At 64.4% G+C, this 22,814-nt stretch carries 23 protein-coding genes; 18 read left to right on the top strand and 5 right to left on the bottom strand.

Translation table 11 applies throughout. The features are described 5' to 3' along the window. The first annotated feature begins 76 nt into the window (after positions 1–76). The 9 genes from C5L14_RS29220 (at position 77) to C5L14_RS29180 (ending at position 7,819) form a co-directional block, all read left to right on the top strand. Positions 77–559: an MSMEG_0572/Sll0783 family nitrogen starvation response protein gene (locus tag C5L14_RS29220; protein ID WP_105865586.1), complete on the top strand. Its 483-nt coding sequence runs from the start codon at positions 77–79 to the stop codon at positions 557–559. A 57-nt stretch (positions 560–616) separates the two neighbouring features. Next, positions 617–1,660, top strand: a complete 1,044-nt coding sequence (locus C5L14_RS29215) for a Nit6803 family nitrilase (protein ID WP_105865585.1) — start codon at positions 617–619, stop codon at positions 1,658–1,660. Next, on the top strand, positions 1,587–2,705 hold the full coding sequence (locus C5L14_RS29210; RefSeq protein WP_105865584.1) for an MSMEG_0568 family radical SAM protein: 1,119 nt from the start codon (positions 1,587–1,589) through the stop codon (positions 2,703–2,705). The genes C5L14_RS29215 and C5L14_RS29210 overlap by 74 nt, the downstream gene beginning before the upstream one ends. Beyond that, the gene (locus tag C5L14_RS29205; RefSeq protein WP_105865583.1) at positions 2,702–3,244 is read left to right on the top strand and encodes an MSMEG_0567/Sll0786 family nitrogen starvation N-acetyltransferase; all 543 of its coding nucleotides are present in this window, start codon (positions 2,702–2,704) and stop codon (positions 3,242–3,244) included. The genes C5L14_RS29210 and C5L14_RS29205 overlap by 4 nt, the downstream gene beginning before the upstream one ends. 10 nt (positions 3,245–3,254) lie before the next feature. After that, positions 3,255–4,229: a sll0787 family AIR synthase-like protein gene (locus C5L14_RS29200; protein WP_105865582.1), complete on the top strand. Its 975-nt coding sequence runs from the start codon at positions 3,255–3,257 to the stop codon at positions 4,227–4,229. Next, the gene (locus C5L14_RS29195) at positions 4,226–5,389 is read left to right on the top strand and encodes an MSMEG_0565 family glycosyltransferase (RefSeq protein ID WP_105865581.1); all 1,164 of its coding nucleotides are present in this window, start codon (positions 4,226–4,228) and stop codon (positions 5,387–5,389) included. Before C5L14_RS29200 ends, C5L14_RS29195 begins: the two co-directional genes overlap by 4 nt. Further along, on the top strand, positions 5,382–5,669 hold the full coding sequence (locus C5L14_RS29190; protein ID WP_105865580.1) for an MSMEG_0570 family nitrogen starvation response protein: 288 nt from the start codon (positions 5,382–5,384) through the stop codon (positions 5,667–5,669). The genes C5L14_RS29195 and C5L14_RS29190 overlap by 8 nt, the downstream gene beginning before the upstream one ends. A gap of 11 nt (positions 5,670–5,680) precedes the next feature. Continuing rightward, entirely contained in the window at positions 5,681–6,955 is a 1,275-nt protein-coding gene (locus C5L14_RS29185; protein ID WP_105865579.1) for an MSMEG_0569 family flavin-dependent oxidoreductase, read from the top strand. Between the two features lie 96 nt (positions 6,956–7,051). After that, positions 7,052–7,819 carry a Pnap_2097 family protein gene (locus C5L14_RS29180; RefSeq protein WP_181161380.1) on the top strand — a complete coding sequence of 256 codons (768 nt, stop codon included), beginning with the start codon at positions 7,052–7,054 and terminating at the stop codon, positions 7,817–7,819. A 90-nt stretch (positions 7,820–7,909) separates the two neighbouring features. Here C5L14_RS29180 and C5L14_RS29175 read toward each other — a convergent pair whose 3' ends face one another. Continuing rightward, positions 7,910–9,778, bottom strand: coding sequence for a sigma-54-dependent Fis family transcriptional regulator (locus tag C5L14_RS29175; RefSeq protein WP_105865577.1), 1,869 nt, complete (start codon positions 9,776–9,778; stop codon positions 7,910–7,912). 222 nt (positions 9,779–10,000) lie between these two features. Between C5L14_RS29175 and C5L14_RS29170 the strand changes: the two genes are divergently transcribed. Together C5L14_RS29170 and C5L14_RS29165 are read left to right on the top strand one after the other, a co-directional pair. Further along, positions 10,001–11,053, top strand: coding sequence for an NAD(P)-dependent alcohol dehydrogenase (locus C5L14_RS29170; protein WP_105865576.1), 1,053 nt, complete (start codon positions 10,001–10,003; stop codon positions 11,051–11,053). A gap of 163 nt (positions 11,054–11,216) precedes the next feature. Then, a complete protein-coding gene (locus C5L14_RS29165) occupies positions 11,217–11,432 on the top strand; it encodes a ribbon-helix-helix domain-containing protein (protein WP_342588443.1) in 216 nt (71 codons plus the stop codon). A 43-nt stretch (positions 11,433–11,475) separates the two neighbouring features. Here the strand turns inward: C5L14_RS29165 and C5L14_RS30520 are convergent, their stop codons facing one another. The 4 genes from C5L14_RS30520 to C5L14_RS29150 are packed head-to-tail and all read right to left on the bottom strand — an operon-like array spanning position 11,476 to position 13,519. Further along, a complete protein-coding gene (locus C5L14_RS30520; RefSeq protein WP_181161379.1) occupies positions 11,476–11,652 on the bottom strand; it encodes a hypothetical protein in 177 nt (58 codons plus the stop codon). Positions 11,653–11,682: 30 nt separating this feature from the next. After that, positions 11,683–12,795, bottom strand: coding sequence for a WD40 repeat domain-containing protein (locus C5L14_RS29160; RefSeq protein ID WP_105865574.1), 1,113 nt, complete (start codon positions 12,793–12,795; stop codon positions 11,683–11,685). Next, on the bottom strand, positions 12,792–13,130 hold the full coding sequence (locus C5L14_RS29155; protein ID WP_105865573.1) for a hypothetical protein: 339 nt from the start codon (positions 13,128–13,130) through the stop codon (positions 12,792–12,794). Before C5L14_RS29155 ends, C5L14_RS29160 begins: the two co-directional genes overlap by 4 nt. Then, positions 13,127–13,519 carry a hypothetical protein gene (locus C5L14_RS29150; protein WP_146127049.1) on the bottom strand — a complete coding sequence of 131 codons (393 nt, stop codon included), beginning with the start codon at positions 13,517–13,519 and terminating at the stop codon, positions 13,127–13,129. Before C5L14_RS29150 ends, C5L14_RS29155 begins: the two co-directional genes overlap by 4 nt. Positions 13,520–14,129: 610 nt before the next feature. Here C5L14_RS29150 and C5L14_RS29145 point away from each other — a divergent pair. From C5L14_RS29145 to C5L14_RS29115, 7 genes are all read left to right on the top strand, one after another. Next, positions 14,130–15,803 (top strand): aromatic/alkene/methane monooxygenase hydroxylase/oxygenase subunit alpha, encoded by a 1,674-nt coding sequence (locus C5L14_RS29145; protein WP_209433898.1) that lies wholly within the window; start codon positions 14,130–14,132, stop codon positions 15,801–15,803. A gap of 102 nt (positions 15,804–15,905) precedes the next feature. Next, entirely contained in the window at positions 15,906–16,970 is a 1,065-nt protein-coding gene (locus tag C5L14_RS29140) for an NADH:ubiquinone reductase (Na(+)-transporting) subunit F (RefSeq protein ID WP_105865570.1), read from the top strand. Positions 16,971–17,129: 159 nt separating this feature from the next. Then, positions 17,130–18,188 carry an aromatic/alkene monooxygenase hydroxylase subunit beta gene (locus C5L14_RS29135; protein ID WP_105865569.1) on the top strand — a complete coding sequence of 353 codons (1,059 nt, stop codon included), beginning with the start codon at positions 17,130–17,132 and terminating at the stop codon, positions 18,186–18,188. A gap of 33 nt (positions 18,189–18,221) precedes the next feature. Further along, positions 18,222–18,590: an MmoB/DmpM family protein gene (locus C5L14_RS29130; RefSeq protein WP_068297706.1), complete on the top strand. Its 369-nt coding sequence runs from the start codon at positions 18,222–18,224 to the stop codon at positions 18,588–18,590. Between the two features lie 401 nt (positions 18,591–18,991). After that, positions 18,992–20,014 (top strand): amidohydrolase family protein, encoded by a 1,023-nt coding sequence (locus C5L14_RS29125; protein WP_105865657.1) that lies wholly within the window; start codon positions 18,992–18,994, stop codon positions 20,012–20,014. Between the two features lie 5 nt (positions 20,015–20,019). After that, the gene (locus C5L14_RS29120; protein WP_210203306.1) at positions 20,020–20,829 is read left to right on the top strand and encodes an iron-sulfur cluster assembly protein; all 810 of its coding nucleotides are present in this window, start codon (positions 20,020–20,022) and stop codon (positions 20,827–20,829) included. Positions 20,830–20,888: 59 nt separating this feature from the next. Beyond that, a complete protein-coding gene (locus C5L14_RS29115; RefSeq protein WP_105865568.1) occupies positions 20,889–22,520 on the top strand; it encodes a molecular chaperone GroEL in 1,632 nt (543 codons plus the stop codon). Positions 22,521–22,814: the final 294 nt, after the last annotated feature.

Genomic DNA, 22,814 nt, shown 5'->3' with positions numbered 1-22,814 from the left:
GCAACGTTGGCATGATGATTGCTTTAATGGATGCGACACGCCGAGCGGCGTGTCCTGCCCATAGAGGAGGTTCAGCATGCCAGCCGTCACCAAGCCCGCGCATCAGAAGGGCGACTATTTCGTCGACTACGAGCAGAAGCTTTTCGACGACGTCAAAGCCGAGCCGGGAGAGAAGGCCCTCGTGACCTTCCATACCGTCGCCTTCGAAGGGTCCATCGGCTTCGTCAACCTGCTGCAGGCCACGCGCCTCAAGCGCAAGGGCTTCGAGACCTCGGTCCTCCTCTACGGTCCCGGCGTGACGCTGGGTGTCCAACGCGGCTTTCCCAAGCTGGGGGACGAGGCTTTTCCTGGCCATCTCAATTTCAACAACCAGATCGAGAAGTTCCTGGCGGAGGGCGGCAAGGTCTATGCCTGCCGCTTTGCCCTGCAGGCGCTCTACGGCCATGGCGAGCCCTCCCTCATCCCCGGCATCCAGCCGATCAGCCCGCTCGATGTGCTCGACCTCATCCTGCTTCACCGCAAGGACAACGCCTTCATTCTCGACACCTGGACCGTCTGAGGCCCGCATCGGCGGGGTCCGGCCCCGCCGCCCGACCCATGGAGCGGAGGATTCGCAATGAGCGCAAAGGCATCGGTCCGGGCTGCCGCCGTGCAGATCGCGCCTGACCTCACCTCGCGAGAAGGCACTCTCGCAAAGGTACTCGATGCCATCGCGGAGGCGGCCGGCAAGGGCGCGGAGCTCGTGGTGTTTCCCGAGACTTTCGTGCCCTGGTATCCCTATTTCTCCTTCGTGCTGCCCCCAGTGCTGAGCGGCAAGGAGCATCTGCGCCTCTACGAACATGCCGTCTCCGTTCCCAGCCCGGCTACCGAGGCCGTGGCGGCCTCTGCCCGGCAGCACGGCCTCGTGGTGGTTCTCGGCATCAACGAGCGCGATCACGGCTCGCTCTACAATGCTCAACTGGTCTTCGATGCCGACGGCACGCTGCGCCTCAAGCGACGCAAGATCACGCCGACATTCCACGAGCGCATGATCTGGGGTCAGGGCGATGGATCGGGCCTGGCGGTGGTCGACACTGCCGCCGGGCGCATCGGCGCCCTCGCCTGCTGGGAACACTACAATCCTCTCGCCCGCTACACGCTGATGGCCCAGCACGAGGAAATCCATATCGCGCAGTTCCCCGGTTCGCTGGTGGGACCGATCTTCGCCGAGCAGATCGAAGTCACCATCCGCCACCACGCGCTCGAAAGCGGCTGCTTCGTCGTCAATGCCACGGGCTGGCTGACGGAGGCTCAGATCGCCTCGATCACGCCGGACGAGGGACTGCAGCGCGGCCTGCGCGGCGGCTGCATGACGGCGATCATCTCGCCCGAAGGCCGGCATGTCGTACCGCCCCTCACCGAGGGCGAGGGCATTCTCCTGGCCGATCTCGACATGAGCCTGATCCTCAAGCGCAAGCGCATGATGGACTCGGTCGGTCACTATGCCCGCCCCGAACTGCTGCATCTGGCGCTCGACGGCCGTGCCGCAAGTCCCCTCGAATTCACCCATCCCCTTGCCGAACAACCCGATCCAAGGAGCCTGTCCGATGGACAACACAGCAACCCTGCCGGCGACGCAGCTGATCAACGAGTTGCAATCCTTCGGAGCGCGGCTGGTTGACCCGAAGGCCGGGCATGAGAGCCGCAGGGGTGGCGCCGGACCATCCGACCACAAGGCGATGACCATCGACGGCATGACGGTGATGGTGCCCGTCCATACCGCGCCGGCCTTCGAAAGCCCTTATCTGGTCGAGAAGCCCGATTCCCTCGGCCGAAGCCGTATCAGCCGGGAGGGGCGGCCGGTCGGCGAAGTCACCTTCCCGCTGCGGCCGCGCTTTTACGACCTGACCACGGCCGACGGCATCCCCTACTCCAAGATCGCGGTGCTCCACGGCCGCGACGTGCTGGCTACGACCGTGCTGCAGACCTGCATCCGCTACCAGAGCCGCAGCAAGACCTGCCAGTTCTGCGCCATCGGCCAGTCCCTCGCGGCCGGCCGCACCATCGCGCACAAGACGCCGGCCCAGCTGGCGGAAGTGGCGAAGGCCGCCGTCGAGCTCGACGGCGTCAGACACATGGTGATGACGACGGGCACTCCGCGCGGCGAGGATCGCGGCGCCGCCGTCCTCGCCGACAGCGCCAGAGCCATCAAGGCGGCCGTCGACCTGGCGATACAGGCCCAATGCGAACCGCCGGAGGACGACGCCTGGTTTGGCCGCCTGCGCGAGGCGGGCGTCGACGCGCTCGGCATGCACCTGGAAGCGGTCACCCCAGAAATCCGCGGGCGCATCATGCCGGGCAAGGCGCAGGTGCCGGTCGAGAAATACATGTCGTCCTTCGCCGCCGCCGTTCCGGTCTTCGGCCGTGGTCAGGTTTCGACCTACATCCTGGCGGGGCTCGGCGACACGCCGGAGGCTATCCTCTCGACCTGCGAGAAGCTGGTGGCGATCGGCGTCTACCCATTCGTGGTGCCCTTCGTGCCGATTTCCGGCACACCGCTCGAAAGCCACCCCACCCCGACGCCCGGCTTCATGCACGCCATCCTCGCCCCCCTCTCGGCGATGCTCGTGAAGGCGGGCCTGAAGGCCGCCGACATCAAGGCCGGATGCGGTCGCTGCGGGGCCTGCTCGGCGCTTTCGGCCTATGAGAGGGGAATGGCGACATGATCCTCGAACCATTCAAGCCCTTCCTCGCCTGTGAATTCCAGGTCAAGTTCGCCACGCAGCCGTGGGAACGGGCGGGGGCCAGGGCGCTGCGGCGGGCCGTGTTCTGCGAGGAACAGGGCCTGTTCCAGGAGGATGACGCCGACGCCGTCGACGCATATGCCATCCCCATCGTGGCGCTCTCCATGCTGGCCGTCGCAGCCGACCGGGTCGTCGGCACGGTCCGCATCCACGAGGAAACGGATGGCGTCTGGTGGGGTTCGCGCCTTGCCGTTGCCGCCGACTATCGCAAGGTCGGCGCGCTCGGTGCTTCCCTCATCCGCCTCGCGGTCTGCTCGGCCCATGCGAGAGGGTGCCGGCGTTTCCTCGCCCGGGTACAGGAGCAGAACGTGCTGCTTTTCCGCCGGCTGCACTGGCGCAGCATCGAGGAGATCGAACTTCTCGGCCGGCGGCACCACCTGATGACGGCCGATCTCGACCATTATCACCCTTTCGAAAATGCCGAACAGGGTTTCCGCGCCCTCGCGCGCAAGGCTGCCTGAGGAAATTGCGATGACGATCGATCTCACCAGCCTTGCCGCATCCCTCCGCAACAACCGGGGGATCAATGGCAAGCAGGACATCGCCGCAGTGGCGGCCAGCCTCGGCCTCTCTCCCGACATGCCCGTCCCCGTCGGCGACGATTGTGCCGTCATCGCGGCAGATGACGGCCATCTCCTCTTCGCCATCGAGGGCTTCATGAACGAGTTCGTCGCGCGCGATCCCTGGTTCGCCGGCTGGTGCGGGGTGATGGTCAACGTCTCCGACGTGGCTGCCATGGGGGGGCGCCCCGTCGCCGTGGTCGATGCCGTGTGGGCCGATGGCGAGGAGGGCGCGGCTCCGGTCCTTGCTGGTCTGAGGGCGGCGGCCCGGGCCTATGGCGTGCCGATCGTCGGCGGGCATACCAATGTGAGGACGGATCGCGGCCAGCTCTCCGTCGCCATACTCGGCTGCGCCGACAAGCTCCTGACGAGCTTCGACGCCCGGCCGGGCGACATTCTCATTGCCGCCATCGATCTGAGGGGACGCTATCGTGAGCCCTTCTCCAACTGGGAGGCGGCGACGGACGCGCCGCCCGCCCGGTTGCGGGCCGACCTTGAAATCCTGCCGGCCCTCGCCGAAGCCGGTCTTGCTCATGCTGCGAAGGACATCAGCCAGGGTGGCATCGTGGGCACGACGATCATGCTGGCCGAATGTTCGGGCGTGGGCATCGACATCGATCTCGGCGCCGTTCCCTTGCCGCCCCATGTGCCGATGGAGCGCTGGCTCACAACCTTTCCGAGCTTCGGCTATCTGATCGCCGCCACGCCGGCGGACGCGCAGGCCGTCGTCGACCGCTTCGCCGAGCGCGACATCGCCGCGGCTGCGGTCGGTTCCTTCAACGCCTCCCGCGAAGTCGCTATCTCGCTGAAGGGGCGCCGCGAAGTCATCCGCAACCACGCGGCCCAGCCGCTGCTCGGCCTGTCACGGCAGGAGGCGGCGGCATGAACATCACCGGCCCGCTCCGCATAGCGATCCTGACCCACTCGACCAATCCGCGTGGAGGAGTCGTGCACGCCCTGGCCCTGGGAGAAGCCCTGACGGCACTCGGTCATGATGCGGTCGTGCATGCGCCGGACGCGAAAGCGGCGGGCTTCTTCCGGAAGGCGCGCTGTGAGACCGCCTGTGTCCCCGCCTCTCCCTTCGAGGGAGATATTTTCGGAATGGTGGAAACGCGCATTGCCGATTACCTGCGCTATTTCGGCGACCATGCCCGCCGGCGCTTCGATGTGTTCCACGCCCATGACGGCATTTCGGGCAACGCCCTGGCGACACTGCGCAGGGAACGCCTGATCGCCTCCTTCGCCCGCACCGTGCACCACGTCGACAGTTTCGAGGATCCCCGCGTCGCGGCGCTGCAGGCCCGCTCCATCCATGGTGCGGACCGCCATTTTGCCGTCAGCGAGCACTGGCGCCGGAAGCTCGACCGCGACATGGGAATCGCCGCGACCATGGTGGGGAATGGTGTCGACACCACCTTCTTCCAGCCCGAGAAGGATGGCACGGAATCGGGGCTGGCGCGGCGTCTCGGCCTGGGACGAGAGCCCGTCTTCCTGAGCGTCGGCGGGGTGGAGGAACGCAAGAACACGCTCCGCATCCTGCAGGCGTTCAGCCAGGTGCAGACCATTTTGTCGGATTCCCAACTCGTGCTGGCGGGCGGCGCTTCGGTTCTCGACCACGCCGCCTACCAGGCCGAATTCAGGCTGGCTCTCGACCAGTCCCGCATGCTGCCCGGATCCGTGGTCCTGACGGGACCAATACCCCAGGCGGAGATGGCCGCTCTCTACAGGATCTCCTCCGCACTGGCTTTTCCCTCGCTCAAGGAGGGCTTCGGCCTTGCCGTCATCGAGGCCATGGCGTGCGGGATCCCGGTGATCGCCTCGCACATCCCGCCATTCACCGATTACCTGACGGATGGCGACGTGGTCTGGTGCGATCCGATGTCGACGGGCTCGATCGCGGACGCGATGATCGCGGCCATCCGTTCTCCTCAGCGCGAAAGGCTGGCCAAGCGCGGCCCGGTGGTCGCCGCGCGGCACAATTGGGCCGATACCGCACGCGCCCATCTGCCGGTCTATCGAACCCTCGGAGCCCGCCAGCATGCCTGAGATGCGCTTTGTCATACGCTGGCCCGATGGCGGGGAAGAGAGTTGCTACTCCCCCTCCCTCGTCATCAAGGACTATTTCGCACCGGGCGGCTGCTATTCGCTCGCCGACTTTCTCGAACGCAGCCGCATTGCCCTCAACATCGCCAGCGACCGCGTGGAAGCCAGATACGGCGTGCCCTGCTCGCGGGCGCTCGGGCAGCTGCACGCCATCGAGGTCAGCGCCCGCCGTTTCGCCGACAGCCCCGCCTCCACCGTCACCTGTATCGCCTTTATCGAATGAAGGAGCTGCCCATGCGTGCCCCTCTTCCCACTCACCACAACGTCGTCGTAGTCGGCGGCGGACAGGCCGGCCTGTCCGCGAGCTACCATCTCAGGCGGCACGGCATCGACCATGTCGTCTTCGAGAAGAACCGCATCGCCCATACCTGGCGCAGCCAGCGATGGGATGCCTTCTGCCTGGTTACCCCCAACTGGCAATGCCTGCTTCCGGATTTTCCGTATACCGGCCCCGAACCGCGAGGCTTCATGCCTCGCGACGAGATCGTCGCCTATGTCGAGGCCTTCGCCCGCAGCATCGACGCGCCGATCCGGGAAGGCGTCGCGGTCACGCGCATCGCCCGAGGGGAGGAAGGCTTTCTTGTCGAGACGAGTGAAGGCGGCGTGACCGCCGACGCCGTCATCCTCGCGGTCAGCGCCTATCATGTCCCGAATATCCCCGCGATGACCGCGAACGTTCCCGAGGGCATCGTCCAGATTCATTCCTCCGCCTACAAGAATCCCGCGCAGCTGCCGCCCGGCAAAGTGCTGGTCGTCGGCTCGGGTCAGTCCGGCTGTCAGATCGCGGAGGACTTGCACCTGGCGGACCGCCCCGTGCACCTCGTCGTCGGCAGCGCTCCCCGCTGCCCGCGTTTCTATCGCGGGCGCGATGCGGTAGAATGGCTCGACGATCTCGGCCAGTACGAAATCACGGTGGAGGAGCATCCGCTTGGAGAGAAGGTCCGCCGAAACGCCAACCACTATCTCACCGGGCGGGGCGGCGGCCGCGATATCGACCTGCGCCGCTTTGCAAGCGAGGGGATGGTGCTGCATGGCCGGCTGACCGGCATCGAGAACGGTCGTCTCGAATTCGGCGACGATCTCGCCCGCAATCTCGACGCCGCCGACGCGGTGTACAACGGCATCTGCGGCCTGATCGACCGGCACATCGCCGACAAGGGCATTTCCGCGCCCGAAGGGGTGCATTACAGCCCCGTCTGGCAACCGGGCGCTGCGGTCCACAGCCTCGACCTCGCTGCTGCCGGCATCGCCAGCATCGTGTGGAGCACCGGCTTTCGTTCCGACTGGTCCTGGGTCGACTTACCCTTCCTCGACGAGACCGGCTATCCCGCCCACCGGCGCGGCGTGACGAATGAGGATGGCCTCTATGTGGTCGGCATGCCCTGGCTCTGGACCTGGGGATCGGGGCGTTTCCTGAGCGTCGGCCGCGACGCCGGCTTTGTCGTCGATCACCTTGCGGACCGGCAGATCACCGGCAGACGCCGCCCACCCGTCAGAATGGCCGTCTGAAGGCGCCTCACGATGAACGTTCCATTTCTGATCGACCGGTCGCTCGCACGCGAACCACAAAAGGCACAGGCCGGCCTTGGCCCGGTGCTCCTCGGCATGCCGCACCTGGCCCTGAATGGCCTGTCGGAGACCTGGCTGCTCAAGGAACTGGGGCACAGGCACTGGCTGATGCTGGCGCAGATGGCCGGCCGGTCGGTACCCGACTTCAGGGACGCGGCCGGCGCGCCGGTCTACGCCGCCTTCCGTTCGGTGGAAGTCTGCGAGGCGGCCTTCGAAAGGGCTCGGGAGAACGACGTCCTGCATATCCGCAGCGCGCTGTCGCGGATCTCGCGCACGCAGACACTCAGCCGCCACGAACTCGCGATCGGGGGCGAGATCATCGGCTCGGTGACGCTGACCTCCGTCTTCGTGCACCGCAGATCCGGATCCTCCAACCATTCGATTGCCCGCATCGAGGTTGCCGATCTTCCGCCGTTCGATCCGGCGATACGGCCGGTCCGCGCCTCGCCTGTCTCTTGCAGTGATACGGGTGCAAGTTACGGTCGTTTGAAGTTCACGCCCTGCCCAAGCCAGGATTTCAACGGGGCCGGTTTCCTTTATTTTACCAGCTTCCAAACCTTCGCCGACAGGACAGAATGGGCCCTGACTCCCGACCTCGCGAGGAGCAGCCTGCTGCAGGATCGCAGGATAGACTATTGCGGCAATATCGACCCGGGAGAAAGCATTGACGTGACGCTCAGCCAGCCGAAGATCCAGGACGGCACCGTCTGCTGCAGCTGCCGAATCGAAAGAAGCAACGATGCTGTATTGCTGGCCTTGATCAGAACATCCAGACGCTTTTCCAACACCAATGTTGTTTGTTGAATCTAGTCCTGGTTAGCAAGGGTTCCGGCGGCAGCACGAAGCTCCAAAACCGAACTGCCGAACCGGCACGCAAACTCAAGCAGCGCAGCTCTAATTGAGCGGCTCGCCGCACAAATGCTTGTATACCGTGGTCCGAGACAATCCGAGCGCGCGTGCCGTATGCGTGACGCTACGATGGACACGATATGTTGCCCGGATCTCGCGGCAGATCCGGCTGGCCAGGCCACGGTCCCGGCATGCCGGGCAGGTATCGCCAGAATCCCCCGCGCCCTCGACGAGGCAGGTTTCGTCGATGAACGCTCCCTGTCGACGCAGGAGAAGGCGCTGGAGCAGGCTGCGAAGTTCGCGGATATTACCTGGCCATTCGCGCTGAGCCAGGCTGGCAATGGCGGCATCCGTGATCGCCACGCCCGGGGCCAGCTCCTGCAACAGGTGTTTGACCACGAGCGCAAAGTCGCTGCGGGCCGACAAAGGCGGCAGATGCAGGACGAGACCGTTGAGCCGGTAGAGCAGATCGGCCCGGAAAGCCCGCTCCGCCACCATCGCCTCCAGGTTTCGGTTGGTGGCGGATACGATCTGGACGTCGACCTTGTGGATCTTCAGCCCGCCTACCGGCCGCACTTCCCGGGCGTCGAGAAAACGCAGCAAGGCCGTCTGGGCAGAGAGCGGAATATCGGCGATCTCATCGAGGAACAGGGTGCCCCCATCTGCCTGTCGCGCCAGGCCGATGGATCCTTCCGTGCGGGCATTGGTGAAGGCGCCCTGCTCATGGCCGAAGATTTCGGCGACGAAAAGCTGTTCGGCCAGCGCGCCGCAATTGACGGCGACGAATTCCCCGCGCCGGCCGCTCACTTCATGAATATGGCGCGCCATCAGTTCCTTGCCGGTGCCCGTCTCCCCGGTGAGATGGATGGGCATGCCCATGGCGACGGCCTGCCCGATATCGGCCATCGCGGCCTTCACCGCCGCGTCCGCGCAGACGAACCTCGGCGCGGATCCCCCCTTGTCATGCGGCCTTGCCTGCGGCTCCTGGTGCAGGTTGCGCACGGCAAGCCCGGGCGCGATCTGGCGGCAAACCATCAGGACCTGGCTGCCCGCGGCATCGCGTATCGGGAAGACGCCTCCCCGGAGAAGACCATCCAGCGCCCTGGCGAAAGGCATCTCGAACAGGGTGTCGAAACGGGCGTCCGCCCCGGCCGGCAGGCCGGACAGCAAGGCGGAGCCGGGACGGTTCAGCGCCGTGACGACCCCATCCCGTGAGAGCGCCAGCAACCCCGCCGACAGCGTATCGAGATATTCGGCGCGCGGGTGGAAGGCCAGGATGAAATTGTCGGCGCATTCCTGGAAGATCAGCCCGTTCTCGATCTGCGCGGCGGCCATGCGCACCAGCGCATGCGTGTGCTGCTGCCGTGCCTCATTGGCGCAGGATGCGTCGAGCAATCCCAAAACCTGGCCGTGCGCGTCAAGGATGGGCGCCGCCATGCAGCTGAGATGGGCGTGGCACGTGAAATAGTGTTCTCGGCCAAAGACACCGACGGGTTGGCTGGCGTCACTGGCCAGCCCGAGGGCATTGGTGCCCCGCCGGGCCTCATCCCACAGGCTGCCGGGAATGATGGCACGCCCGGCCGTGCTTTCCGTGAAGGCCTGATCGCTGATGGTGTCGAGCACCATGCCACCCGCATCCGCCAGCGCGATCATCAGATTGGAACCGGCGATCTGCGCGTAGAGCACCTGCATCTCGGCGAGAGCCAGCCGGCGCAGGCCCTCCATCTTCTGGCGCCGGCGTGTCACCGTGGCGAACGGCACCACTTCGCCGCGGGGCCGGCGATGTGGGTCCAGGCCGAGCTCCCGGCAGCGCTGCCAACTCTCGGCGATCGGCAGCGGCAAGGTACCGCCAGGCAGGCGTTCGCCGCGCTCGAGGGCGTTTCGCGCCCGGTCCATTCCCGACAGGATCTGCATGACCTACTCCCCGCTCTCGGCAACCTGGCCAGCAACACCAAGGCCTGCGAGCGCTGTACGCGGATTGGACACACCGCCCGCGCAACTGTTCAGCCCGCCAGCAATGCCAGCTTGATGAAACAGCCTCAAATGTTTGAAATATATAATGTATTCATTGTGGCACGGAGATTGCTGCCATTCCGGCGAAGCGCGGACAAGACCGGGCTCGCGGAGGAAATCACAATGAAGGCGCAAGTACTCACCCGCTACGACGACGACCTGATGGCCGGCCAGTGGGTCGACCTCCAGGAGGTTCCCGATCCCAGGATCGAGAAGTCGAACGACGTCATCGTGCGGATCGGCGGAGCCGGGGTTTGCCGCACCGATCTCCACATCATCGAGGGCGTCTGGCGCCCGCATATGGATCCCACTGGCGACCGGTTGCTGCCGCTGATCATGGGGCATGAGAATGCCGGCTGGGTCGAAGCGGTCGGCAAGGAAGTCGAGGGCATCAAGGTCGGCGATCCCGTGATCGTGCACCCCAAGATCTCGGGCGGGACCTGCCTGGCCTGCCGCCGCGGCATGGACATGCACGGCCCGGGGCGTTTTCCGGGGCTCGACTGCAACGGCGGCTATGCGGAATTCCTGTGCACCTCCGAGCGCAACATCGTCCCGCTCCCCAAGACGCTCGCACCCAAGGAAGTGGCACCCTATGCCGATGCGGGCCTGACCGCCTATCGCGCCGCCAAGAAGGCGACGCGCCATCTGCTGCCGGGGGAGAGCTGCGTGGTGATCGGCGCCGGCGGCCTCGGCCATATCGGCATCCAATGCCTCAAGGCCATGTGCGCCGCCGACGTCATCGTCGTCGACAAGTCCGACGCCTCCCTGGCCCTGGCCGGCAAAATCGGGGCGGACAAGCTGGTGAAGGCCGACGGCAACGAAGTAGAGGCCGTGCTGGCGCTCACCGGCGGGGCCGGCGCCGAAGCCGTGATCGACTTCGTCGGCGAGAAGGGCACCACGGCCAAGGGCCTTGCCATGACCCGATCGGCCGGCAGCTATTACGTCGTCGGCTATGGTGAGGATATCCGGGTCCCCACGGTCGACATGGTCATCACGGAAAAGAACATCATCGGCAACCTGGTCGGAACCTGGGCCGAGCTCGTCGAACTCATGGCCCTGGCCGATCGCGGCCTGGTCGAGTTGACCACGGTGGAATACCGGTTGGCCGATGCCAACAAGGCTCTCCAGGATCTCAACGCCGGCAGGATCCATGGTCGCGCTGTCCTCATTCCGTGACGAGAAAAGCCCAGGCCTCCCCCCGATCGGCGGGGGCCGGGCACTCCCATTGCCGCACCCGGGCGACCGGGACGGCAGGGGCGCGGCAAGGCTGAAAGGGCGAGCCATGTGCAAGGTCCTCACAAGTCAGAGCCCGCTCCACTTTCGCAAGGCGAGCCGATCGATGCGTATCGCCGGGCACTCGACGACGGTGAGGCTGGAGGAGGCGTTCTGGCAGGTCCTCGACGAAATGGCGCTGCGGGAAGGGCTCTCGACCTCCCGGCTGATTTCGGTGCTGTATGAGGAAGCACTCGAACGCCATGGCGCCGCGCCAAACTTCGCTTCGCTCCTGCGCACCGTGTGCCTGCTCTATCGCGGGATGATCCCGCCCGAGGGCTGACAAGCCGGGTGAGGCCGGACCGCACCGGCCTCTCCTCCTGCCGTCAACTCGCCTGGGCGATCTTGGCGATCCGTTCCTCGGCGATCCAGCGCGCCGTCAGGATCAGCGCACCCATGGCGAAGTCCTTGTCATGGGTGTCAATCATCTCACGGGCGAGATCCTCCAGCTTCTGGAAGAACCGGTCCTTGCTCTCTTCCTCGCGGGTCTGCTCAGTGGGCATGTCGTCCTCCTGTGATTGACGCCTTGCGGCCTATTTGAAGAGCTGAGGCGGGAAGGTGACGAGCGCGGCATGGCCATCGGCATCGCCCATGGCCAGATGACGCCCGTCCGCCGACCAGGCCAGCGCGGTGACCGTGCCGCCAAACGGCCGCACGAACAATTCGTCGCGTCCGCCGATCCGTGCCACCACGATGCGGCCATCGGCATAACCGGCCGCCACCAGGTTGCGCGTGGGATGGGAGGCAACCGCCTCGACCAGGATCAGGCCGGTATGACCGGTCAGCAGGGCCTGGCTGCCGGCATCGCCGCTCGTCCCCCAGGCTGCGATGCGATAGGCCCCGGAAGCCACCAGTTGCCCTGCCGCGCCCCAGGCCACTCCCCTTACCGGCGCGGGAAAATCGAGGATCGTGTCGGTCCGGCCACGCGGGACATCGACAATGCTCAAGCCGCCAATTTCAAGGCCGCACGCGATGCGGTCGCTTTGCCCATTCCAATGCAGGCCCGCCGCCGGCGAGGGCAGCGTTACCACCCGTTGGACCGAGAGTTCTTCGTGCAACGCCAGTATGACCAGGCTTTCTCCGCTCACCCCCGCCAGATATCGGCCATCGGGAGAGAATTTGAGGGCTGTGGTGTCGGGAAGCGCCGTCGGCAAGCGCCCGACGAGGTTTGCCTTCTGGTCCAGGACGCAGAGATCATCGCCATCCGACAGGGCTGTCATTCCCGATTGCGCCGCGTGGTCGAGCGCCCGGACGGAGCGGCCAAGACGAAAGAAATCCTCGCCCCGTTCTCCCTGTGCCGAAATCCGCCGGACGGTCCCATCATCGGTCCCGACCAGGAAACCGCTTTCTCGGAAGGCAACGACAAGGGGGGCGCGGCCCTCCTGCACGGAAACTGCGGTCAGGGGCGCCGGCGGCCTGGCGCGCGGCAAGATTCTCATCTGTCCGAGGTCGCCGCTGACCCGGATACGGCTTTCCGGTCCCTCGGCTTCCGCCACGGGAGCAAGAGCGAGCGTCCCGTCGAGGGCCGTGAAGGCGACGGAACTTCCCTGCCGATCGAAGCTCACGCCCGCAATGGGCGCGGGCCGCTGCCAACAACGGCCCAGCAGGTCGAAGAGCGTCGGGTTCTGTCTGCTTTGCTGGTTCATGGTGCCCTCCCCTCACGCTCCACGGCCTGCCGGAGCAGGCGGTCGAGTTCCTCGATTTCCTGCTCGGCTGTTTCGATGCGCCCGGCGCATTCACGCTGCCGGCCGGCGGTCACGTCGGCGCTCTCGCGCATCGCCTGGAGATCGCACCGCAATTCCCGCGCCAACTCTCCCTCCGCCGGCGCCTGCTTCAGGGCCAGCTCGAGGCGCAGCACCTCCATGTCGACACCTGCAATGACCTGGGTGAGCTTCAGCGCTTGCTCGTTGAGAGCGGACAGGCCGGCAACCAGCCTGAGGCGGCGTGTCAGCAGGTCCTGACTGGATATTGGCTGTGTCATTGCCGCTTCTTCTCCTCCGCTGCCTCCGGCCTTTCCCAGCCCGACAACAGGTTCGGCAGCTCCGGCAGCTGCGCTTTGAACTGGCGTTGCGCCGCCTCTAAATGGCTTCTGAGCTGGTCCCAGATGTCGACGCGCAGCAGGCCGGTGGTATCGCCGGTGAGACGTTCGATATCGTCCACCCGAAACTGCCGCGAAAGGGAAACCCCCGAGAAGACGAAGTCGCGCAGCGTGATGGCATGCCGCTCCACGAAGGCATGGAGCAGGGGGTGGGTCTCCTCCGTCACCCCCGCTTCTGTCAGCTCGGCAATCATGAATTCGTGAAAATGGCGCTGCAGGCGCAACTGGCTTTCCCCCAGAAAGCGCATGGAGAAGATCAGGTCGCGCGGCATCAGCCGAAGCAGATCCGTGATGACCTCGCTCTCGCCGGGCCCCTGGAAAGCCGAGGGCGATCGAGGATTGTCGGAAGAAGACATCGGCACGATCCCGAATGGCTGGATTGTCTTAACGCCGACAGGATACTCCGTGAAAATAAGTTGTCTACAAGATCTACAAGCCATTTCATTAATAAATACGCCTGTCATTTAAATAGATAAATAGCGTTACATTTGTAAATTACATCTGTAACATTCTGTTACACCTCCGGCGAGCATGCGGACATCCGATTCCTTCAGGGCGCCTGAAGCTGCACAATTTAGAGCTTATCGCGAGTTGGCACGGTCCTTGCTGTATCGTTCTCCATAAGAAGCCCATCGCGTTCCGGCGCGATGCCAAAAGAACGAAGGAATGGGGAACCCAAGGTCGGAATGCCATGGCGCCGCGTGCTCACGCATCAGGCGAGCCAGGCTTTCAGCACCACTCCAGATACCTTTGCCGTGATCCACTCGAGCGACCGGATGGAGGCATGCATGCCCTGGACCGGCCGCCCGCACTCATCGGCGGCGATACCTGCCGCTCCCCGCCCGGACCATGGGGGTTCGTGGCGCAATCTGGTGGAGGCTCATGGCTATGACGTCTTTGACGCTCAACAAGATAACCTCGCAGCGCGGCATTTCCGTCGGCGAGGCGACCAAGAAGATATCCGATCTCGGCTGGAACCCGACCTATGTCCAGGAAGCGATGACCTTCCCGACGGACTACAAGATCAGCAAGGCGCCGCGCGACCCGATGAAGCAGGTACTGCGTTCCTATTTCCCGATGCAGGAGGAAAAGGACAATCGCGTCTATGGCGCGCTGGACGCCGCCTTGCGCGGCGACATGTTCCGCAATGTCGAGCCGCGCTGGGTGGAGTGGATGAAGCTCTTCCTCGCCATCATCCCCTTCCCGGAAATCTCGGCCGCCCGCTCGATGGCGATGGTGGCCAGGCTGGCGCCCGGCGAGGATCTGCGTACCGGCTTCACCATGCAGATGGTCGACGAGTTCCGCCATTCCACCATTCAGATGAATCTGAAGAAGTGGTACATGGAAAACTATATCGATCCGGCCGGCTTCGACATCACCGAAGAGGCCTTCGGCAAGTGCTACGCCACCACGATCGGCCGCCAGTTCGGTGAAGGTTTCATCACCGGCGATACCATGACTGCGGCCTGTATGTATCTGACCGTGGTCGCCGAGACCGCCTTCACCAACACGCTGTTCGTCGCCATGCCCTCGGAGGCCGCGCGCAATGGCGACTATGCCCTGCCGACGGTGTTCCTTTCGGTGCAGTCAGACGAGAGCCGCCATATCGGCAATGGCCACTCGCTGCTGATGGCCGCTCTCAAGGAACCGGAAAATCACCTGCTGCTCGAGCGCGACCTGCGCTACGCCTTCTGGCAGAACCACGCCATCGTCGATGCCGCCATCGGCACCTTCATCGAATACGGCACCACCAACCGCGACAAGAACAAGGAATCCTATGCGGAGATGTGGCATCGCTGGATCTTCGAGGACTATTACCGCACCTATATGCTGCCGCTGGAAAAATACGGCATCAAGATCCACCACGACGACGTGCAGACGGCCTGGAAGCGCATTACCGAGAAGTTCTATGTCCACAAGGTGGCGCAATTCTTCGCCGTGGGCTGGCCGGTGAACTTCTGGCGTATCGAGGCCCAGCGCGAGCAGGACTTCGAGTGGTTCGAGCACAAATATCCCGGCTGGTACGCCCAGTTCGGCGATTTCTGGAAGTGGTACGACAAGCTCAGCCACCGCGGCGAGAAGGTTCTCGTGTTCAACGAGGAGGTCGGCTACGTCTACCCCCACCGCTGCTGGAGCTGCCTGGTACCCTGCCTGATCCGCGAGGACATGGTGGTGGACGAGATCGACGGGCAATTGCACACCTTCGCCCATGAACTCGACCGCTGGACCGCCGTCGAGGCTTTCTCCGACGAGTATCAGGGCCGCCCGACCCCGGCGATGGGCCGCTTCAGCGGCAAGCGCGAATGGGAAACGCTCTATCACGGCTGGGATCTGGCCGATGCCATCAAGGACCTCAACTTCGTGCGCTCCGACGGTAAGACCCTGGTGCCACAGCCGCATCTACGCTTCGACAGCAAGGACATGTGGACGCTCGACGACGTGCGCGGCCACACCCTGCAGTCGCCGCTCACCCTGCTGCGCGAGATGAGCCCGGCCGATCGCGAGAAGCACCTGGCCGAATATCGCGCCGGCTTCACCATCACCCCGTTCAACTGAGGGACGAAAACCGCGGAAGCCGCGACCCGGCTTCCGTCCGGTCCCGGCGACCCCTTCCCGGCTCGGGAAGGGGAACGGGAGAGTATTGGGAGGAGAAGACCGATGAGCGGTGCCCACACTGTGCGTCTGGAGCCGGTCGGCGTCGAATTCGAAGTGGAACACGGCGAGACGGTGCTGAATGCGGCATTCCGTCAAGGCATAGCGCTGCCGCATGGCTGCAAGGAGGGACAATGCTCGGCCTGTAAATGCGTCCTGCTGGATGGCGAAGTCGACATGCTCAAATATTCGACCTTCGCGCTCAACGACATGGAGAAGGACAGCGGCCACGTCCTGTTGTGCCGGACGATCGCCTATTCCGACATGGAGGTGGAGCTCCTCAACTATGACGAGGAGGTGCTGGCGAAATCGATCGCGGTGAAAACCTATCAGGGCCGCATCACACGCATCGAGCGGCTGACCCACGACATCCGTGGCATCGAGATCAGCCTCAATTCGCCGATGAAATTCTGGGCCGGCCAATATGTCGACATCACGGTCACCACGCAAAAGGGGGAGACGCTTACGCGCTCGTTCTCCATGGCAAATACGCCGGACCAAACCCAGACCCTGTCCTTCATCATCAAGAAATACCCCGAAGGGAAATTCTCCGGCGAGCTCGACGCCGGCGGAATCCAGGTCGGAGCCGAGGTCTCCATCGTCGGACCCTTCGGAACCTGCTTCCGGCGGGAAGAACGCGAAGGACCCCTGATCCTGGTCGGCGCCGGATCGGGCATGTCGCCGGTCTGGTCGATCCTCAACGACCATCTGGCCAGCGGCGAACAGCGGCCGGTCTATTTCTTCTATGGCGCCCGCACGCGCGAGGACCTGTTCCACCTCGACCGGATCTCGGCCCTGGTGGAGCGCCATCCGGAGGTGCGCTTCATCCCCGTTCTCTCGCATGCCGGGGAAGACGGCGACTGGCAGGGCGAACGCGGCTTCGTGCATGAAAGCGTGGGCGCCACGCTGAAGGAACTCGCCATCGACGGACAGGGCGACGTCTATGCCTGCGGTCCGCCCCCGATGATCGACGCCCTGCAGCCCGTTCTCTTCATGAACGGCTTCGAAAGCGAGCACGTCTTCTTCGACAGATTCACCACTTCGTCGGGCGCGACCTCGCCCGGCCACTAGAGGAGGTGCGATTTCTCTAAATCGCACCTCCTCTCTAAGCCTTTGTTTTAACGCGTTTTCTTAACCGAAAAGTCTATCAACTTTTCTGGAAAACGCTCCAAGGCCCGCCCTCACCAGAGGCGGATCGTCGAAACGCACCACAACCAGGGAGTGAATACCATGCCTGCCATTTCGAGTTCGGTTGGATCCGGCGCAGCCGGCGCGGCGATCTTCGCCGATTCCGACAGCCGCAAATACCGCTATTTCGATCCGAGGGGACAGCGCGCCACGCATTACGAGGACGTCACCGTCGATGTGCAGCCCGATCCCGAGCGCTACCTGATCCAGAACTGGATCATCAATTTCGCCGACGGCAACGGCGCCTATGTCAAGGGCAACACGCTGGCCCAGAGCTCGAACTGGCATGCCTTCCGCGCCCCTGACCAGGAATGGGAGCGCACCCACTACCAGCGCCAGTCCAAGATCGAGACCATGGTGCAGAGCGTGATCGCCAATGGCCGCAAGTCCGGCGCGCCCAGGAGCTTCGACAAGGTCTGGATCAGCATCCTGCAGCACCATCTGGGGGCCTGGAAACACGCCGAATTCGGGCTCGGCACATCGCTGATGCAGGCCCAGCGCTACGGCTACACCCAGATGATCAACAACGCCACGCTGACCAACTCTTCCTACAAGCTCCGCCTGGCTCAAGACATCACGCTCTATCTGGCCGAGATCGGCATGGATATTCCCGGCTGGAACGACGAGCTCGGCAAGAAGACCTGGCTGGAAGACGGCATCTGGCAGGGCACCCGCGAAGCCGTCGAGACCATCATGGGCGCGACCGACTATCTGGAGCAGTATTTTGCCATCAACATCGTCTTCGAGCCCCTGGTCGGCGAACTCTTCCGCTCGGGCTTCCTGATGCAGGTGGCGGCCGCCAATCACGACTTCATCACCCCGCCGGTGATCTCGGCTGCCGAAGCCGACTATGAGCGCAATCTCGCCAATACCATCGACCTGATCTACCTGCTCGCCCATGACGAGAAACACGCTGCAGGCAACCGCCAGCTGTTCAAGGCTTGGCTGAAGAAGCACCGCGCCCTCGCCGACAAAGCGGCACTGGGGCTGCAGCCGATCTGGTCGATGCCGCATTCCAAGCCTGTCTCGTTCGAGGATGTCCGTGCCGTCTCGCAGGAGCGGATCGGCCAGATCCTGCGCGAACTCGGCCTCGACGACTGACCGGCCGGCAACCATCCAAAGGGAGAAACGACCATGTCCACGGCAGCACGCGATTCCTCGCACGCCAATATCTTCAAGTCGATGAAGGACATCACCTTCGAGCAAACCATCTCGCACCAGTGCGGGGTCACCATGAACGACTCGGTGGAGGCACGCGCCATCGCGGAATTCATGGGCAAGAAGGAGGGAGTGATCGTCACCTACCAGCCCGCGCTGATCCGCATCGACGGCGACGGCAAGCTCATCTTCAAGATGGACGAGATCAGTGAGTATCTCGGCCGCGAGATGACGGCCGAGATCTTCGAAGTCAACACCTCCACCCATTATGGCCGCATGGTCAGGATCGACGACAACACGGTGATCCTGTTCGGCAATATGGACGAGGTCTTCGAATACATCTGAGCACGACGGCAAGTCTTGGGCGATGCGCAGCGGCGTATCGCCTGCCCCTACGACCAAGCCTCCCCCAGGCGGACCGGCCGGAAACGAACAGCCGTCATACCGAGGAAGGAAGGACAAACAGTGCTGGACGCATCATGCCCATCTCCTGCCACGGGAATCCTGCGCGCGCCAAACGACTGGCGGGCGCTTGAACCGAGCCCGGGCCATGCCGGGGCGAAGACCGGAACACGGAACGGTTCGAGCCCGCAGACCGGCGCTGACCATCGGGCCTGCTGCGGGTGCGCCGACTGCCCGCTTCGCGCCGCCCGATCCGGCAGCCGCGACATGACCAAACCGTGAGCCCGTTCGCAAGAATACCCATTCAATCAAAAGCCTAGCAAAGCTGATCGATGGAGGAAGCCATGTATATCACGCCTGAAGGCAAGGAAATTTTCGTCGTGGACGGTCACACCCATTTCTGGGACGGCAGCCCGGAGAACCAGCGCAACATCCACGGCAAGCAGTTCGTGGAATGCTTCTATGCCTATCACACCGCGCTCAGCCCCAAGGAGCAGCTGTGGCCGAAGGACAAGTTCGAGAAATACAGTGCCGACGATCTCTATCGCGACCTGTTCGTCGACGGGCCGGATGATGTCGCCATCGTGCAGTCGACCTATCTGAAGGATTTCTACAAGCAGGGCTTCAACACCCTCGAACGCAATGCCGAGATGGCCAAGCGCTATCCCGAGCGCTTCATCGTCAACGGCTCCTTCGACCCGCGCGACGGCGAGGCGGCGCTCGAATACATCCATTTCATGAAGGAGACCTACGACATCACGGGCGTGAAGATGTACACGGCCGAGTGGCACGGGGATTCCAGGGGCTGGAAGCTGACCGACCCCAACGCCTATCGCTGCTTCGAGCTGTGCGAGAAGCTCGGCATCCGCAACATCCATGTCCATAAGGGTCCGACGATCATCCCGCTCAGCAAGGACGCCTTCAATGTGGGCGACGTCGACGACGCGGCCACCGACTTCCAGAACCTGAACTGGATCGTCGAGCATTGCGGCCTGCCCCGCCTGGACGATTTCTGCTGGATCGCCGTGCAGGAGACCAATGTCTATGGCGGCCTTGCCGTCGCCCTGCCCTTCATCCATTCGCGCCCGCGCTATTTCGCCGAGGTTATCGCCGAACTGCTGTTCTGGCTCGGCCCGGACAAGATCCTGTTCGGCTCCGACTATGCGATCTGGACCCCGCGCTGGCTGGTGGAGAAATTCTGGGCCTTCGAGCTGCCCGAGGACATCAAGCGCGAACGCGGGGTCGATCTCACCCCCGAGATCAAGGAGAGGATCCTGGGCCTCAATGCGGCACGGCTCTACGACATCGACATCGCGGCCAAGAAAGCGGCCCTGGCCAAGGCGCCGCTGTCGATCGCGGCGGAGTGAGCGGCATGATGAGCGCTTCGCTCCGCGGCCACCGTCAGGCCGAACTCCGGCGGCGGCTGTCCGAGGTCAACGATCCCGAACTCGACGAGCCTGTCACCAATATGGGCTTCGTCGAGCGCGCCGAGATCCTGGACGATGCCGGCGTGGAAATCGAATTCAGGCTGCCCACCTATTGGTGCTCGCCCAACTTCGCCTTCCTGATGCTCGATGGCGTGCGCGAGGCGCTCGAAGCACTGTCCTGGAAACCCGCCTACCGCATCCAGCTGCAGGACCACATGTTCGCCGACGAGGTCAATCGCGGCATCGCGGCGGGCAAGAGCTTCGGCCAGATCTTCGGAGAGATGACGGGGGATCTCGATCTCACGGCCTTGCGCGAGACCTTTCGTGCCAAGGCCTATAAACGGCGTCAGGAAGCCGTGCTGCTGGGATTGCGGAAGGCCGGCCTTGGTGACGACGCTGTCCTCGCCATGGACCTTGCGGCCTTCGATGCCGCGCAGCTGGTGGGACCGGACGCGGTGGCTCAGAAGCCTCGCTACCGCCAGGCCCTGCTCGAACGTCATCCTCATATCGGCCGAGGAGATGGCGTTTTCCTGACCTGGGAAGGCGAGCCCCTCACCGCCGCCTCGCTGGCCTCCTATTTGCGAGACCTGCGCAGCTTGCGGATCAACATGGAGTTCAACGGCGCCTTGTGCCGTGGGCTCAAGCAGACCCGATACAAGCAGGCCGACTTCGCGGACGGCGAGCCGACACTGGTCGACTTCATTCTTGACCGCGTGCCGCCTGCCGCCGGGAACGTCCCCGCCGTCAACAGCTGAATCGACGCCTCGCCGCGCGAGGCCAATAACAACCGCCCGCGAGGGCGGAAGGAGGAGCCATGCCCAAATTGATGCTTCACAATTCGCACGCCCGCCGCGCCCTTGCCCGCGGCGTTCACCAGCTCGCGGCAGCCGTCGAGCCGACACTCGGTCCCAAGGGCATGAATGCCATGATCGACCGGCCGATCGGCACGCCGATGGTGACGCGCGATGGCGTTTCCATCGCCTCGGAGATCGAACTGCACGATCGTTTCGAGAATATGGGCGCGCAGGTGGTGCGCGAAGTCTCGATGCAGACCAACGAGATCGCCGGCGACGGCACCACCACCGCCATTGTGCTCGCCAATGCCCTGGTCCAGAAAGGCGTCGAGGCCAACGAGCAGGGCGCCAAGGCCGTCGACCTCGTAAAGGGCATCGACCTCGCCGTCGATGCCGTGGTGTCGTCCTTGAAAAGGAGCGCGCGCCCAGCCCGCGAGAACGGCGCCCTGGCGGCCGTCGCCAACATCGCGGCCACCGATCCCCGCCTCGGCGGCCTCGTGGCCGAAGCCTTCGAGAAGGTGGGTGCCGACGGCATCATCACCACCGATTTCAGCATCACCACCGAAACCACGCTCGATGTCGTCGAGGGCATGTCCTTCGACCGCGGCTATATCTCCCATCACATGGTCACCGATGTGGAGAAGATGCAGGCGGTGCTGGAGCGCCCTCTGATCCTGCTGACCGACCTCAAGATCAAAGACCCGGCCTCGCTCGATGCGGTCAGGGCGATCGCCGACAAGGCCGGCAGGCCGCTGCTGATCGTGGCCGAGGAAGTTTCGCCCGAGGTGGTCGTAACGCTGCTCGGGCGCAGCGGCGCCGGCAAATATCTGATCGTGCATCCGCCGGAATACGGCCATTGGCGCAAGGCGCTGCTGGAGGATCTCGCCATCATCACCGGCGGGCGCGTCGTCGCCCGTGACCTTGGCGGCCAGCTCGAACAGATCGAGGCGGCCGATCTCGGCAGCGCGGAACGGGTGCGCACGAGCGCCACCCATACGGCGATCATCCATGGCGGCGGCGACAAGGCGGCGATTGCAGCGCGCCGCACCCAGGTCCAGCATCAGTTCGAGAACGCACCGCCCAATATCGAGCAGGACAAGTTGCGCGAACGCCTCGCCAAGCTTTCCGGCGGAACGGCGGTGCTCTATGCCGGCGGCGTCACACCGGTCGAGCAGAAGCGCACCATCCAATTGATCGAGGATTCCCTTTCGGCCGTGCGGGCCGCGCTCGACGAAGGGGTGGTCGCCGGCGGCGGCTCCGCCCTGGCCCAGATCGGACCGGTGCTCGACCCCCTGCTTGCCGGTCTCGAAGGAGATGTCGCGGCGGGCATACGCCTGGTGAAATCGGTGCTGACGCGCCCGCTCTGGCGCATCGTCGCCAATGCCGGCGGCGATCCCGAGGCGGTGGTGGCGAAGGTGTCGAGCGTCAATGGCGGCTTCGGCTACAATGCCGCGCTCGGCGAATATCAGAACATGTACGAGGCCGGTATCATCGATCCCGTTCGCGTCACCTGCACCGCGCTGACCAATGCCGCCTCGGTCGCCAAGCTGATCCTCACCACGGAGACCCTGGTGGGCGATCTCGCCGAGGACGAGGATCCAACCGCCGGCCCGGCCCTCGGAGGCGGCGCCGAAAAACTCGGCCGCGCCTGAGCGCGCGGCCATCCGGCCGGAATACGCAAGGACCTTTCGGATCGAGAACCCGGACGAGGCGGCCGTCTCGTCCGGACAGGTCGGGTTCGGCCTTGCGCGGACTCATTCCAATTCGAACGATGACAGGTACGGAGACAATCATGGATGGAAACGAAGCCCCCAATATCGGCAAGTGCCCGGTAGCGCATGGAGCGCGTCCCGGTTTTGAGGTTCGCTCGAACCGTGACTGGTGGCCGAACCAGCTGAACCTGAAGATCCTGCACCAGCATTCGAGCCTGTCCAATCCGATGGGCC

Source organism: Labrys okinawensis (genome assembly GCF_002982075.1).
In the GTDB taxonomy this organism is placed as follows: domain Bacteria; phylum Pseudomonadota; class Alphaproteobacteria; order Rhizobiales; family Labraceae; genus Labrys; species Labrys okinawensis_A.
Note: the sequence above shows the minus strand (reverse complement) of the source record. Positions and strands in the feature narration are given on the sequence as shown.